This window comes from Microcystis sp. M144S2, assembly GCF_020246065.1.
Taxonomy (GTDB): Bacteria; Cyanobacteriota; Cyanobacteriia; order Cyanobacteriales; family Microcystaceae; genus Microcystis; species Microcystis ichthyoblabe_A.
Genome location: NZ_JADBTR010000153.1, coordinates 1 through 14,009 on the forward strand (window position 1 = coordinate 1; position 14,009 = coordinate 14,009).

Below are 14,009 nucleotides of genomic sequence, written 5' to 3' on the forward strand. Positions count from 1 at the left end.
ATTGTTCATCTGATAAGTTTTGATAATCCATAATTTTGCTAATAAACATAGCAAAATTATAGATGATTTCCTGACCTAAGATCACATTTTATTCTTTTTTCCACTTCAATCTAAGAATTGAGAAAAAAGCAAAACCTTATATTATACCATAAAAAAATTATGCAAGAGGTCTAATAAGCTGCTTGAGTTGTTTAATCTTTTCAACTAGATGCAAATATATAAACTCATAATTTAGGAGACTAGCTATTTCTTCCACAGTCGTTTCGCTTTTATCATAGCTTCGTTGTATTAATTGATAAATACTGTCCAGCACTTGACTAGGATGTGGTATTTGTTCTACATCTAGGGCATTTAGATCGAAACCTAAATTGTCTAGAATAAACTTAGATGTTAAACAACTATCTATTTTAGTCAGAAAACTGTATTCACCTAAAAACCAAGCTTCGATTTCCATAATCACTAAAATCATCGAAATGGGAATTCCCTTGTTCTGAAGTAAAGGTTTTAAAAATCCTTTAATGCCATTTTCTACCTTAGTTCTATTTTCTAGAGTTTCGGGATATAAATCTCGTAAACCTAAAATTTTTTCATAACCATTATTAGTTAAACTATCATGTTGTTTTTTTATATCGGAAAGTACATGAAAATCACATCCGCAATCGTACAAAAGAATAAAGAAAGGAGCAACTTCGATAGAATTTGATTTTAGCGGTTCAATTTTGCGATTAGCTTTATCCCCGCGCACTTGATAAACTTCCACAGAAACTTTTTTGTATCCTGCAATTTCTTGAAGTAACCTGGTTATCAATATTCTTTCGGTCTGTCCTTCCACAAAAATCGCTAGTTTTTTCTTTGACATCAATCTATCACTTCCTCTGAATTAGGTTCCTGCAAGTAAAATTCACTAGCAAAAAAATCAAAGTTATTCAGTCCAATATGTTTAAACTGTTCAAATTGTTCGGGAGAATTAGAGTAATTATGTAATTTAGCGACTCCGGGTTGTCGTTCGATAACAGACCAATATTCAAGAGGAACACCATTCATGATATTCTCATCGTTAGTGGTCATGATAAGTTGCACTAAGCCTGTTTTCGCCTTCTCAATTAAAAGTTTAATTATAGCTGAAGATCGTTGAAAATCCAAACCCTCCCCGATATCATCAATAATAATACAACTAGGCTGATCTGACAAAATAGCGTAATTAATCTGAATAAATAATGATAAAGCTCTGAACATTCCTTGAGATATTTCCGATTGTTCCGTGACAGACTTTAACCCATCTTCTTGCACATACAAAAACTTTGGTAAATTGTCTGAATCCTCGTCTGAATTTTCAAGAGGCGAAATATTAGACTTGAAAAAACTCGGTACTTTAGTTTCTATCTTTGTAATTTGATAACCGATTCTATTCATATCGTCAATAATTCTTTGAGTGAATTCACTATGTTCTCGTTTTCCCAGCACAAATATTTCAACAACATAATCAGAATCTTTAGTATCTGTTTTAGCTTTTAATAATTCTGTTGTTGGCGGCAATTTAGCTAGGGTATATTTTCCCAGTTGTGTTCCAAATTCATAGAATCTTAGAGAGCTAGACCATTTATAAATATCTTCCAAGAAAGGGTGTTGGATAGTATCTCGACGCTTAACTACTGCTAATTCTGTTTTAGGTGTTTGAAAGCGCATATACTGATTAAGTTCTTGGGCAAAAATTCTACCTTCTGCCGACTCATTTCTTTCTAAAAGTTGCTTGCTACCAATAATTAGCTTTTCTTGGAGAACTTCTCCATTTTCTGATTCTAGAAAATATTCTGTTTTACAATTTGTGGTGCAATCAAAAAATAAATGCCATGTATCCTTTCTAAAAGATGGATCAAATTTTTCACTTCCAGATAATAGTTCTGATAGCTTATATATACTTTTGACAATTCTTGATTTTCCACTGGCATTTTTACCAACGATTAAATTAATATTGCCTAACTGACATCCATCAATTCGCCATTCACTAGGTTCCCCTCGATTAGAAATATATTCAAATTGGTCTAATTTCATGATTTTAATCTCCTTGATCGCAAAAATCGTCAATAAGGTGAGCTTTTCATAGCTCACCCTAAACTTCATACTAACTCAAAACACCAGAAGGAATCCCTAAGATATCCTCAATTTTAGGTAAATCTTCTAGGGGAATTACCCGGCCTTCATCCTCAAAACCAGCGATTTCATTAAAGTTCAAATAGCGGTATAAATCGCTGGCAAAAGGATTAATTTTCTCGGTGACAATTGCGAGGTACTCCTCAACGGTGGGAATGCGTCCCAGCAGCGCACAAACCGCCGCTAATTCAGCGGAACCGAGATAGACTCGCGCATCTTTTCCCATGCGATTATTGAAGTTACGAGTCGAGGTAGAAAATACCGTCGCTCTGTCTTCAACCCGCGCTTGATTACCCATACAAAGGGAACATCCAGGCATCTCAGTACGGGCCCCAGAAGCGGCAAAAATGCCGTACATTCCCTCATCGCGCAATTGTTTTTCATCCATGCGGGTGGGGGGACAAATCCACAGTTTAGCCTTAGCAACTCCCGCTCCTTCTAATATCTTAGCGGCGGCGCGATAATGACCGATATTAGTCATACAAGAACCGATGAACACCTCATCGATTTTATCCCCGGCGCATTCCGACATTAACTTGATATTATCGGGGTCATTGGGTGCGGCGACAATGGGTTCTTTAATCTCGTTTAAGTTGACGGTGATAATATCCGCATATTCGGCATCCTTATCCGCCTCCATCAGGACGGGATTAGCTAACCATTGTTCCATTTTTGCTACCCGACGCAGGATAGTTTTAGCATCACTATAACCCCGGGCCGCCATATTCTTTAACAGGGCCACATTAGAACGTAAATATTCCGCCACTGTCTCGGTACTTAACTTAATCGTACAACCAGCACAGGAACGTTCCGCCGTGGCATCGGTTAACTCAAAAGCCTGTTCTAATTTCAAATCCGGCAGCCCTTCCATCTCCATAATACGACCGTTAAAAACATTTTTTTTGTTCTGTTTTTCCACGGTTAATTTGCCTTCTTGCATGGCAACGTAGGGAATAGCATTAACAATATCGCGCAGAGTTACACCTGGTTGTAATTCCCCCGTAAAACGCACTAAAACCGATTCCGGCATATCCAAAGGCATTACTCCCAAAGCGGCGGCAAATGCCACTAAACCCGACCCCGCAGGAAAGGAAATTCCCAGGGGAAAACGAGTATGAGAATCGCCGCCAGTCCCCACCGTATCCGGCAATAACATCCGATTTAACCAGGAGTGAATAATGCCATCTCCCGGACGTAAAGCCACCCCACCCCGGGTAGAGAAAAAGTCCGGTAATTGGTGATGAGTTTGAATATCAACCGGTTTGGGATAGGCTGCCGTGTGACAGAAACTCTGCATGACTAAATCGGCGCTAAAACCTAAACAGGCTAACTCTTTTAACTCGTCTCTGGTCATCGGGCCGGTGGTATCCTGAGACCCTACCGTGGTCATAATCGGGTCACAGGAAGTACCCGGCCGCACCCCGGGTAAACCGCAAGCTTTGCCGACCATTTTTTGCGCTAGGGTGTAACCTTTACCGGTGTCATTAGGCATAGTTGGACGGGTAAATAGGGTACTAGCCTCAAGTCCCAAGGCGTGACGGGTTTTATCGGTGAGACTGCGACCGATTAATAGGGGAATACGACCGCCGGCCCGCACTTCATCCAGAATTGTCTCAGGTTTGAGGCTAAAGGTGCTAATAGTTGCGCCCGCTTCGTTGGTGATTTTGCCTTCGTAGGGATAGATTTTAATCACATCCCCCGTGTTCATTTGGCTAACATCGCATTCAATCGGTAAAGCGCCGGAATCCTCGGCAGTATTAAAGAAGATAGGGGCGATTTTACTGCCTAAAATATAGCCACCAGCACGTTTATTAGGCACAAAGGGAATATCATCGCCGATATGCCAGAGAACCGAGTTAATCGCCGATTTTCGGCTGGAACCAGTCCCGACCACATCCCCCACATAGGCGACCGGATGGCCTAATTTTTTCAATTCGGCAATGGTTTCTAAAGACCCGGGTTGACGGGTTTCTAACATTACCAAAGCATGAAGGGGAATATCGGGCCGGGTGGTGGCATGGGGGGCAGGAGATAGGTCATCTGTATTGGTTTCTCCGGGGACTTTGAAAACGGTGACGGTAATTTCTTTAGCAAGTTTCGGTTTAGCGATAAACCAAGCGCCATTGGCCCAAGCATCGATAACCTGTTTAGCATAGGGATTGGTGTCGGATAATTCCAAAACCTCGTTAAATGCGTCGAATACCAGCAGGGTTTTACTTAAAGCACTGGCAGCGGCAGCGGCGATATTAATATCTCTGGATTTCAGCAGTTCAATCAGAGAATGAACGTTATAACCGCCGACCATGGTTCCCAGTAAGCTAACCGCACCCTGAGCGGAGATAACGCTAGATTTTATTTCACCTTTGGCAATTCCTGTTAAAAATCCTGCTTTAACGTAGGCCGCTTCATCAACTCCGGGGGGAACACGGTCACGCAGCAGGGTCAGCAATTCTCCTTTGAGTTCTTCGGACGGATTTTTGAGTATTTCGCATAATTCCGCCGTTTGTTGAGCATTGAGGGGAAGGGGAGGGATACCTAATTTCGCTCGGTCGGCAACGTGCTGATGATACGCTTCTAACATAGGTCTATTGTCTCCTAGTCTTCACTTGTGACGGTTTCTTCCTAGGTTACTGGATTTTTGCTAGTCTCGGAATTTCTAGGTTAGCGAGAGATGACTTTGCTGTGTGACTTCCATAAAATGAGAAAATAGCGATCGATTGACTATATTGAGGCGTAGATAATGGCTATCACCGATTCTGATCTAGATTTAGCACAATATATCGACCATTCTCTCCTCATCCCCACCGCCACCAGTGAACAATTAGAGGCTTACTGTCAACAGGCTGATCAATATCATTTTCCCACCGTCTGCGTTTATCCCGCTGCCGTTAAGCAAGCGGTGCAGTTACTCCACGGCAAAAAAACTTTAGTTTCTACCGTGATTGGTTTTCCCGCAGGGGCCACTACCTCCGCAGTTAAACGTTATGAGGCTTTAGAAGCTGTAGATAATGGCGCTAAGGAGTTAGAGGTGGTTATTAATCTCGGTTGGCTAAAAGATGGGAAATCCGAGGAATTATTCCAAGAAATTGCTAGTATTTGTCAGGAAACCGGCCAGACGGTAAAAGCGATTCTGGAAACCTCGCAACTAACAGACACCGAGAAACGTTTAGCGGCAGAGATTTGCATGGATGCAGGAGTGAGTTATCTAAAAACCAGTACCGGCTGGTTTGGAGGTGCAACGGTTAGCGATGTCAAGTTTCTCAAGGAAATTAGCAAAGGCCGGGTAGGAATTAAAGCATCCGGCGGAATTCGCACCCTAGAACAAGCGCTCGCTCTTATCCAGGCCGGGGCCACCCGTCTGGGAACTTCCCGCGGTGTCGATTTAGTCCGTCAGCAAAAAGCCGCTTTTGAGGAGTAGCACTAAATCCTGTTTAAAAGGTATAGGAAAGTGGAAAAGTGGGGTGTGGGGTAGTGGGGGGATGGGGAGAATAAATAGAAATAATCTCCTGTCTCCTGAATCCTGTCTCCTTAATCCTGAAAGCTAAAATGATGACTGACAATATAGATAAAAATAAGGGGGTTTATTTGCCGATAATTCGCTGTGGTAATCGAGAATTTAGAGATATTCAAGGGATTGTTTTTGATAAGGACGGTACGCTAGAGGATTCGCGGGCTTTCTGGTACGATCGAGCTATAGCCCGGATACAAGCCATTGAATCACAAATCCCTGGTTTAGAGTCTTTATTAACTAAAACTTTCGGTATTGGGGCAAATAGTCTCAATCCTGCTGGTTTAATGGCAGTGGGCAGCCGCAGAGATAATCATATCGCCGCTGCCGGTTGTATTGCTTCCACCGGCCGGGATTGGTTAACGGCAATGGCGATCGCAAAAGCATCCTTTCAAGCGGCCGATGAAAAGGTTCCCCCCCGCTTAAATCCCCTCTATCCCCAATGTTTAGAAGTAATTCGTTATCTGCACGCGGCCGGTTTACAATTAGCGATTCTTTCCTCCGATACCACAGCACGAGTGGAGCAATTTGTCAAGGAAAATCACCTATTAAATTATATTAAAATTGTTCGGGGATGCGATCGAGGTTTAAGTAAACCGGATCCCCTATTATTGCAAGAAACCTGTCAAGCTTTGGGGACCGCAGTGGACAAAACCCTGATGGTGGGGGACACTAGGGCCGATTGGGAAATGGCTAAACAGGCAAAATCAGCAGCTGCGATCGCAATTAGTTGGCAACCAGAAAACCATCAAGATTTACAATTAGCTGATGTGGTCATTAGAGAACTTACTGCCATCTCGGTTATCAGTTATCAGTTATGATTTTAGCTGTTAGGAGACAGGATTCAGGATTCAGGATTCAGGATTCAGGAGTCAGGAGATTATTTTTTATTTATTCTCCCCACACCCCACACCCTACACCCTACACCCCACACCCTACACCCGTTCGGCTGAGCTCACGGCCGAAGCCCACACCCCACACCCCACTCCCCCACTTCCCAATTCATAATTCCCTCTATGCTAACAATTGCCTTACCGAAGGGTGCTTTACTAAACGAAAGTATCCAAATATTTCAAAAGATTGGCTTAGATTTTAGTGCCTTTCTTGACTCAAAAAATCGCCAATTACAGATTACCGACCCCACTAACCAAGCGAAAGCGTTATTAGTCAGAGCCACAGATGTACCAGTTTATGTAGAATACGGTCAGGCACAATTAGGCATCGCCGGTTATGATATTTTATTGGAAAAATCTCCCGATGTGGCTAATTTAATTGACCTAAAATTTGGTTATTGTCGGATGTCGGTAGCTGTCCCTGCTGATAGTCCCTATCAAAGTCCCTTAGATATTCCCCATCACGGTAAAGTTGCCTCAAAATTTGTCAATTGTGCTAAGGACTATTTTCGTCGTTTAGATATTCCCGTCGAGATTATACCTCTCTATGGTTCCGTAGAATTAGGCCCGATTACGGGGATGTCAGAAGCAATAGTTGACCTAGTTTCCACCGGTCGAACTTTACGCGAAAATGGTTTAGTAGAAATTGACGAATTATTTGCTAGTAGCGCTCGATTAATCGCCCATCCCCTCAGCTATCGACTAAATCGCGATCAGATTTATAACTGGGTAGAAAAGCTCAGAAAACCAACTACATCAATGGCAAAAGTTTAACGAATCAGCGCCCCCCTTATTAAGGGGGGATCAACCCTTATTAAGGGGGGATCAAGGGGGAATCAAAGGCAAAATATATCTTAATATTTAATTAGAACCATTTACTTATTTCCCCCTAACCTAATTGTTTCAATAGTAAACCAATAAGCGCACCAGCCAGAATTAACCAAGTAGAATTAACCTGAAACCGTAGTAAAAGAATAGCGGAGATAAGAGATAGAATGATAGCCAATAAATTAAAAGGTAAATTCCCGTAGGGTTGTAACCAAGTAGCTAGAGCTAAATTAAAAATTACCGCTGCCATTAAAGCCACAGCACTAGCATTAATTGAGTCTAAAAAAGCACCAGCCCAAGCCGATTGTCTCAGCTTAGGAATGAGGGGATTAAGTAATAAAACAAAGATAAAAGAAGGAAAGAAAATCGCTAGAGTCGCCACAATTGCCCCCGATACTCCTAATATTTGATAACCGATAAAAGTGGCTGTGGATAACACCGGTCCGGGGGTAAATTGACCCACAGCAATAGCATCTAATAATTGTTGCTGGGTTAACCATCTTTTCCCCTGCACTAAATCCCCTTCTAAAAAAGCAACTAACACATAACCACTACCAAATAAAACACTACCCACCTTGAGAAAAAATAGCCCTAATCCTGTTAATGTCGGTGGGATGTTGCTAGGAATAGCAACCGCCGTCGCACCGCCTATTCCTGCCACAATCAGGGGGAAAGTAGCGAATTTTTTTAGGATAAACATCCCGATAATTCCGCCTAACAGTAAAGCGATAACTTCATTTAAACCTAAGATTAATAATCCGATAACTCCCAATCCGATGAACAGTAATTGACGGGTTTTCAGTGCCTTTTTACCTAAGCGCCAGAGGGCCTGAAAAATCACCGCAATTACTACCGGTTTAATCCCCGCAAAAATCGGAGCCACATCGGGTAAAGTCCCGTAGGTAGTATAAATCCAAGCTAGAAAACCCGTAATTAACACCGCAGGAGTGATAAAACAAACCCCCGTGATTATTAAACCCGCTAAACCACCAAAAATATAACCGATATGAATAGCCATTTCCGTGGAATTAGGACCAGGAATCAGATTAGTGGCCCCCACCAAATCGAGAAATCGCTCCTTAGTCATCCAACCGCGACGCTTAACCACTTCTTCCTCCATTAAAGCGATATGGGCAGCCGGACCACCAAAACCGATAATGCCGATTTTGAGAAATAAAAGGGCAAGTTGCGAGAGATTGGGAGGCGATGAAGTCAGCATTTTCTAATTACCAATAGTTTTTCTAGAATCAAGTTTATATCCAAAAGAATAAGCTTAAGCTAAATTCTTGGCTAGATCTGGTCAATTCCATAATTGCAAAAGTGTTTTACACAAACTCAATCATAAATATTTAATGCTCCCGTTCAAGTAAATTTGATACAAAAAAAGTTAAGAAAACTTTATAAATCATATTAATTAATTTGTTTATAATGAACCCCATTAATACCAACTGAAACCATAATAAACCATAGACAATAATCAATTATCACAATCGACTCTAATCTATACCAAAGAAACTCTATGGACAGCTTGCCGCCCAAGACTAACCAGTTTTCAGATACTCAAGAGCCAGCAGCGAGTCCAACTCCGCGCCAAGCAGTGCCAGTCAATTATCCCGAACTGCTACCGGAATTGCTGTAGGCACTCGTCTTTTGATTTTTACAAGAGGTCTTGAGAACAGAAAAATTTGCTATACTGCTGATTAGAGTATTTATCCTCTGAATTTTTGTGTCTGCAAGAGATATTTACCACGACACTGTAAAACTTGCTTTAGAGAAGGACGGGTGGGCAATCACTCACGATCCTTTTCCACTTCAAATTGGCAAGAAGCGTTTATCCGCTGATTTGGGAGCAGAACGCTTAATCAGTGCGGAGAAAGAATTGCGGAAAATTGTCGTTGAAGTGAAAAGCTTTGTAGGACAGTCTGACGTAAAGGATTTACAGCAAGCTTTGGGGCAGTACGTCTTGTATCGTCAAATCCTTAACGAGATGAAAGTTGAGCGAGTTCTTTATCTGGCCATATCTCAGCCAACTTTTAACAGTGTTTTTAGTATAGAATTAGGGCAGGTATTGCTAAAGAATCAGATTGTGAAATTAATTGTCTTTGATGATGAAAGTGAGGTAATCGTGCAATGGATACCCGATTAAAATATCAAGGTATTATTAAGACTGTTCTCCAGAATCATGCTAACTATCGTGCTACTTTACCTGATGGCTACACTTCTCAGGTTATATTTGATGATGAACGAGGACATTATCTAGTTTTAGATTTCGGTTGGAGTGGTAATAAGTATCTCCATGCAACACCAATTCACCTTAGCTTGGTTGTCGATAAAGTCTGGATTCAATGTGATGAAACGGAGGAAGGCATAGCTACTGATTTGATGGAGGCAGGTATTCCCAAAGAAGATATAGTCCTGGGTTTTCGTTATCCTAAAATACGCAAATATACGGGATTTGCTGTGGCTTAGTGACCAGAAATGTTGAATCTGTGCATAAAACTTTATACACAAGCTGAAATTGCAAAAGTGTTTTATACAAACTCAATCATAAGTATTTAATACTACCGTTCAAGTAAATTTGATACAAAAAAAGTTAAGAAAACTTTATAAATAATATTGATTAATTTGTCTATAATGAACCCCATTAATACCAACTGAAACCCATCACCACCCCCCTTATTAAGGGGGGCAAGGGGGGATCAAACCTTATTAAGGGGGGCAAGGGGGGATCAAACCTTATTAAGGGGGGCAAGGGGGGATTAATTAGAACCCCTTAGTCAACAAACCATAAACAATAATCAATTATCACAATCGACTCTAATCTATGCCCAAAAAACTCTATGGACAGCTTGCCGCCCAAGACTAACCAGTTTTCAGATACTCAAGAGCCAGCAGCGAGTCCATCTCAGCGCCAAGCAGTGCCGGTCAATTATGAGTACAGCCTCAATCTGCCGGAATTACTCAACCAGCTTGACTTGTCGGTGTTGATTTCCACCTACCAAGCGGGACGAGTGGCCAGCATTGGCACTTATCAAGGACAAATGCGGGTGAGTTTCGCCCATTTTGACCAAGCAATGGGTTTAACCCGAACCGCTACCGGAATTGCTGTGGGCGCTCGTCAGGCAATTTGGCATTTACCCGCTAATCGAGAGATTGCCCCCCAGATTAAACCGGAAGGGGAACAGGATATCGCCTTTTTAGCTCGCTCCTCTCACCTCACCGGCCCGATTATGGGTCATGATTTGGCCTTTGGCAGTAATCGCCTTTGGGTGGTCAATACCCTATTTAACTGTCTGGCAACCATCGAAGGAAATTGGAGTTTTCTCCCCCAGTGGAAACCGCCCTTTATTACCGAGTTGGTCCCCGGAGACCGCTGCCACCTCAATGGCTTGGCTATGGCTGAAAATAGCGGCACTCCCGCCTATGTAACGGCATTGGGGGAAACCAACGAGGAAAGCCTCTGGCGAGAGAATAAAGCCCAAGGGGGATGCTTAATTGATGTGCCGAGGGGAGAGGTGATTCTGCGGGGTTTAGCTATGCCCCATTCTCCCCGTCTTTACCAGGGTAATCTCTATTTTCTCAATTCCGGTTATGGAACCTTGAACCGTTGGCATCCCCAAACTGGCAGCACGGAAATCGTGGCGGAATTGCCCGGTTTTACCCGGGGTTTAGACTGTTGGGAAGGTCACGCCTTTGTCGGGTTGTCCCAAATCCGGGAAACTGCGATTTTTGGCGGTTTACCCCTGGATGAGCGACGTAATCAATTGCGGTGCGGGTTGGCTATTGTCAACCTGGCTACCAGTCAACTGGTGGCGACTTTTTGGTTCAATAGCGGCGTGGAGGAGGTTTTCGCTGTCTCCGTCCTCCCGGGCTACCGCAACCCGGCACTGATTGGACCAGATAACGACCTCGACGGCACTCAATCCGTCTGGATGGTGCCTTCTTTAGGGACTTAATTGTTTACTTTTCACCCTATTATTCAGGAAAAAATCATGTCAACTTCTTAAAATGACTAACCCTACTATCTTAGAAGAGCTACTAAAATTAGCAGCTACTGCTAATTCTCTCGCAGAATTTAAGCAGTCTTTGGCAAAAATCCAATAATCTTATCCTAATATCTAGAAAACGGGTTTCTTCAAGAAACCCGTTTTCTGGACTTGTGGCCATCGCCTTCTCGCCATGACCCGCTACAATTGTCATTGTGAGGGAGTAATTGAGAGACAATCTTCAGAAACCCGTTTTCTGGACTTATGGCGAATCACCTGAATCAGTGAACAGTTGTTAGCCTTTTGGTAACTGATTCAGGTAATTGTATTTGCGTCTCTTGGTTATAATTCACAAACAGGCTATAATGTTAGTAAAACAACGTTAATCTCTAAGGTTTATCAATGACTCAAATATTGATCGAAATTCCCGACGAATTAATATCTCGTTTGCAAGAACAAAAATCCTCGGTTCAAGAGATTGTTATCAAAGCTTTGGAAAATTATGTTCAAGCTGAATTACCAGATATTACCAAGACTCGTACTTGGGAACTTTGTGGAAGTTTAGAAATTGTCCAACCTGAGCCTAAATATATTATCGGACAAGATAATCGGGGTCAAGTTGTAACTAACTACGCTGAAAACATCGATGAAATTATTTATTAAAAATTGTGGACAAAGAAATTATTGTTGATACGTCTGCTTTAATTGCCTTTTTTGTCAAATCTGAAACTCATCACGAAAGCGCTCAAAAATATTACTTAGAAAATCCTCATAATAATTGGATTATTCTCGAATCGGTATTCGATGAAACTGTTACTTGGATTCGGAGCAAGGTATCTAGTCGATCCTCAATCCAAGTGGGTCAAATACTAAGAGAAGATCATCGTTATATCAATGTGTCAGATAGCGATGATCTGGCAATATGGGAAGCTTTCTGTAAGTACAATGATAAAAAATGGAGTTACACAGATTGTTCTATTTTAGTTATGGCTCATCGTTTACAAATATTTAAGGTAAGTAGGTAGGCGTTAAAAGTTGTCAGATCCCCCCGCCTATCGGCACCCCCCTTATCAAGGGGGGCAGGGGGGATCGAACCTAAAATCCATTTTTAATTTAATTATAACCAGCTACTTATTCGCTTTTGATGATCATATTCGTCAAATGGCAGGATTAGGAATTGTTTGTGTCCCATAAACTAATAAAAATACAATTTATGAACGTCGTTCAGATTGCATATCTTGCAACAACCCACGAAACTGAGAAAATGGTTTTTTTCAAGAAGAAAACGGGTTTCTTTGAGAAACCCGTTTTCTGTATAATGTTAATTTATGTTATGGAAGTCTTGAAAAATTGGGGATTGTTGGGCTAAAACTGTTAGCAATAAACCTTTGCGGTCAATGTCATGACTTCTACCCTGTTGCCGAGCTTTCCTGCTATTGACGATGTTTTGTTCAATTTTGCTCAATCTGATGGCTTGAGTCAAGCTAATCGGGTGGATAGTGTGAGAAATCAGCGTTTAACCGCTACCGTAGTTTTCCTCGATGCTGGTGTTAGCGATTATCAAAGTCTCCAAGCTGGGGTAATTCCAGAAGTCGCCACCGTTATTCTCTCTCCCAATCAAGACGGAATCGAACAAATATCCACTTTTTTACAACAAAATCCCCAGATTCCCACCACCACCTCTATTATTAAATCAGTGCGTTACGCTATCGCGCTTCACAGCCTACGAGTAAGCAAACAACTCAAATGAACCCAACAACCGCCAATTATGATGAACCCTGGAAAGAAGCATTAACCGAGTATTTTGAAGCGTTTTTACATTTCTTTTTTCCCGAAGTTCACCAATTGATTGATTGGACAAAAATTCCCGAATCCCTGGAAAAAGAACTCAAACGGATTACCGCTTCAGCAAAGACAAAAAAACGTTTCGCTGACAAACTCTATAAAGTTTGGTTACTCAGGGGTGAAGAAGTCTGGATTTTGATTCATATTGAAATTCAAAGCCAATACGAAGAAAATTTCCCTCAGAGGATGTATGTTTATAACTATCGGGCCTTTGATTTGTATCAGAAACCAGGTATCAGTCTGGCAATTTTAGGGGATGAACGAGTAAATTGGCGACCAGATTCCTATAATTATACTATCGCTGGTTGTGAAGTCAGCCTCAAATTCCCAACGGTTAAATTACTGGACTATGAGGAAAGATGGACAGAACTAGAAACAAGTAGCAATCCTTTTGCTATAATAGTCATGGCACACCTGAAAACAAAAGCGACTACTGGGAAGCTGCCAGAACGGGAACAGTGGAAGTGGAGGTTAATCAGGGGATTGTATGAAAAGGAGTTCGAGAGAGAACAGATAATTAAACTGTTTGAAATCATCGACAATATGATGACTTTATCCACTGAATTGCAGTCAAGTTTAGAAAGTAAAATCAAACAATTTGAGGAGGAAAGAACCATGCCTTTAATGAGTAATATGGAGTTACGAGGAATAGAACGCGGTAAGGAAATTGGAGCGTTAGAAAATGCTCGTGATTTTGTGAAAAAAGTTTTGGAAAACCGACTAGGCGATATCCCTGGAGATATTGGACAATGTCTCAATGATGCTTCAGTTATTTCGGTTTTAGAAGAGATGTTAAAA

General features: G+C 41.7%; 14 protein-coding genes. 10 read left to right on the forward strand and 4 right to left on the reverse strand.

Annotation, left to right across the window (positions count from 1 at the left end; translation table 11 throughout):
* Positions 1-157: 157 nt before the first annotated feature.
* The 3 genes from IM462_RS17620 to acnB form a co-directional block, all read right to left on the reverse strand.
* On the reverse strand, positions 158-859 hold the full coding sequence (locus tag IM462_RS17620; protein WP_287700610.1) for a TOPRIM nucleotidyl transferase/hydrolase domain-containing protein: 702 nt from the start codon (positions 857-859) through the stop codon (positions 158-160).
* Positions 859-2,052, reverse strand: coding sequence for an AAA family ATPase (locus IM462_RS17625; RefSeq protein ID WP_271947891.1), 1,194 nt, complete (start codon positions 2,050-2,052; stop codon positions 859-861). Before IM462_RS17625 ends, IM462_RS17620 begins: the two co-directional genes overlap by 1 nt.
* Positions 2,053-2,122: 70 nt before the next feature.
* Positions 2,123-4,732, reverse strand: coding sequence for a bifunctional aconitate hydratase 2/2-methylisocitrate dehydratase (acnB, locus tag IM462_RS17630; RefSeq protein WP_287700613.1), 2,610 nt, complete (start codon positions 4,730-4,732; stop codon positions 2,123-2,125).
* Positions 4,733-4,891: 159 nt separating this feature from the next.
* On the opposite strand from acnB, the gene deoC reads away from it, so the two are divergent.
* The 3 genes from deoC to hisG all read left to right on the forward strand — a co-directional run bounded on the left by deoC (position 4,892) and on the right by hisG (position 7,326).
* Positions 4,892-5,569: a deoxyribose-phosphate aldolase gene (gene deoC / locus IM462_RS17635; protein WP_287700615.1), complete on the forward strand. Its 678-nt coding sequence runs from the start codon at positions 4,892-4,894 to the stop codon at positions 5,567-5,569.
* A gap of 128 nt (positions 5,570-5,697) precedes the next feature.
* Positions 5,698-6,480, forward strand: coding sequence for an HAD family hydrolase (locus IM462_RS17640; protein WP_287700617.1), 783 nt, complete (start codon positions 5,698-5,700; stop codon positions 6,478-6,480).
* 195 nt (positions 6,481-6,675) lie between these two features.
* Positions 6,676-7,326 carry an ATP phosphoribosyltransferase gene (hisG, locus tag IM462_RS17645; RefSeq protein WP_287700619.1) on the forward strand — a complete coding sequence of 217 codons (651 nt, stop codon included), beginning with the start codon at positions 6,676-6,678 and terminating at the stop codon, positions 7,324-7,326.
* 115 nt (positions 7,327-7,441) lie between these two features.
* On the opposite strand, the gene chrA is transcribed toward hisG, so the two are convergent.
* On the reverse strand, positions 7,442-8,599 hold the full coding sequence (chrA, locus tag IM462_RS17650) for a chromate efflux transporter (RefSeq protein ID WP_287700621.1): 1,158 nt from the start codon (positions 8,597-8,599) through the stop codon (positions 7,442-7,444).
* Between the two features lie 507 nt (positions 8,600-9,106).
* Here chrA and IM462_RS17655 point away from each other — a divergent pair.
* The 7 genes from IM462_RS17655 to IM462_RS17685 all read left to right on the forward strand — a co-directional run.
* Positions 9,107-9,526, forward strand: coding sequence for an element excision factor XisH family protein (locus IM462_RS17655; protein ID WP_002764234.1), 420 nt, complete (start codon positions 9,107-9,109; stop codon positions 9,524-9,526).
* Positions 9,511-9,849, forward strand: coding sequence for a XisI protein (locus IM462_RS17660; RefSeq protein WP_002732736.1), 339 nt, complete (start codon positions 9,511-9,513; stop codon positions 9,847-9,849). Before IM462_RS17655 ends, IM462_RS17660 begins: the two co-directional genes overlap by 16 nt.
* A 371-nt stretch (positions 9,850-10,220) precedes the next feature.
* Positions 10,221-11,336, forward strand: coding sequence for a TIGR03032 family protein (locus IM462_RS17665; RefSeq protein ID WP_287700623.1), 1,116 nt, complete (start codon positions 10,221-10,223; stop codon positions 11,334-11,336).
* Positions 11,337-11,768: 432 nt separating this feature from the next.
* The gene (locus IM462_RS17670) at positions 11,769-12,029 is read left to right on the forward strand and encodes a hypothetical protein (RefSeq protein WP_002733873.1); all 261 of its coding nucleotides are present in this window, start codon (positions 11,769-11,771) and stop codon (positions 12,027-12,029) included.
* A 5-nt stretch (positions 12,030-12,034) separates the two neighbouring features.
* A complete protein-coding gene (locus IM462_RS17675) occupies positions 12,035-12,391 on the forward strand; it encodes a type II toxin-antitoxin system VapC family toxin (RefSeq protein WP_103111244.1) in 357 nt (118 codons plus the stop codon).
* A gap of 377 nt (positions 12,392-12,768) precedes the next feature.
* Positions 12,769-13,116 (forward strand): DUF4347 domain-containing protein, encoded by a 348-nt coding sequence (locus IM462_RS17680; protein WP_287700626.1) that lies wholly within the window; start codon positions 12,769-12,771, stop codon positions 13,114-13,116.
* Positions 13,113-14,009 (forward strand): RpnC/YadD family protein (locus IM462_RS17685; protein ID WP_287715443.1); only part of this gene is annotated, 897 nt, incomplete at its 3' end. The genes IM462_RS17680 and IM462_RS17685, both read left to right, overlap by 4 nt.

Bases quoted from the DNA above. Each gene is read 5' to 3' on its own strand.
- IM462_RS17620 (WP_287700610.1), bottom strand. From the start codon at position 859: ATGTCAAAGAAAAAACTAGCGATTTTTGTGGAAGGACAGACCGAAAGA.
- IM462_RS17625 (WP_271947891.1), bottom strand. From the start codon at position 2,052: ATGAAATTAGACCAATTTGAATATATTTCTAATCGAGGGGAACCTAGT.
- acnB (WP_287700613.1), bottom strand. From the start codon at position 4,732: ATGTTAGAAGCGTATCATCAGCACGTTGCCGACCGAGCGAAATTAGGT.
- deoC (WP_287700615.1), top strand. From the start codon at position 4,892: ATGGCTATCACCGATTCTGATCTAGATTTAGCACAATATATCGACCAT.
- IM462_RS17640 (WP_287700617.1), top strand. From the start codon at position 5,698: ATGATGACTGACAATATAGATAAAAATAAGGGGGTTTATTTGCCGATA.
- hisG (WP_287700619.1), top strand. From the start codon at position 6,676: ATGCTAACAATTGCCTTACCGAAGGGTGCTTTACTAAACGAAAGTATC.
- chrA (WP_287700621.1), bottom strand. From the start codon at position 8,599: ATGCTGACTTCATCGCCTCCCAATCTCTCGCAACTTGCCCTTTTATTT.
- IM462_RS17660 (WP_002732736.1), top strand. From the start codon at position 9,511: ATGGATACCCGATTAAAATATCAAGGTATTATTAAGACTGTTCTCCAG.
- IM462_RS17665 (WP_287700623.1), top strand. From the start codon at position 10,221: ATGGACAGCTTGCCGCCCAAGACTAACCAGTTTTCAGATACTCAAGAG.
- IM462_RS17670 (WP_002733873.1), top strand. From the start codon at position 11,769: ATGACTCAAATATTGATCGAAATTCCCGACGAATTAATATCTCGTTTG.
- IM462_RS17680 (WP_287700626.1), top strand. From the start codon at position 12,769: ATGACTTCTACCCTGTTGCCGAGCTTTCCTGCTATTGACGATGTTTTG.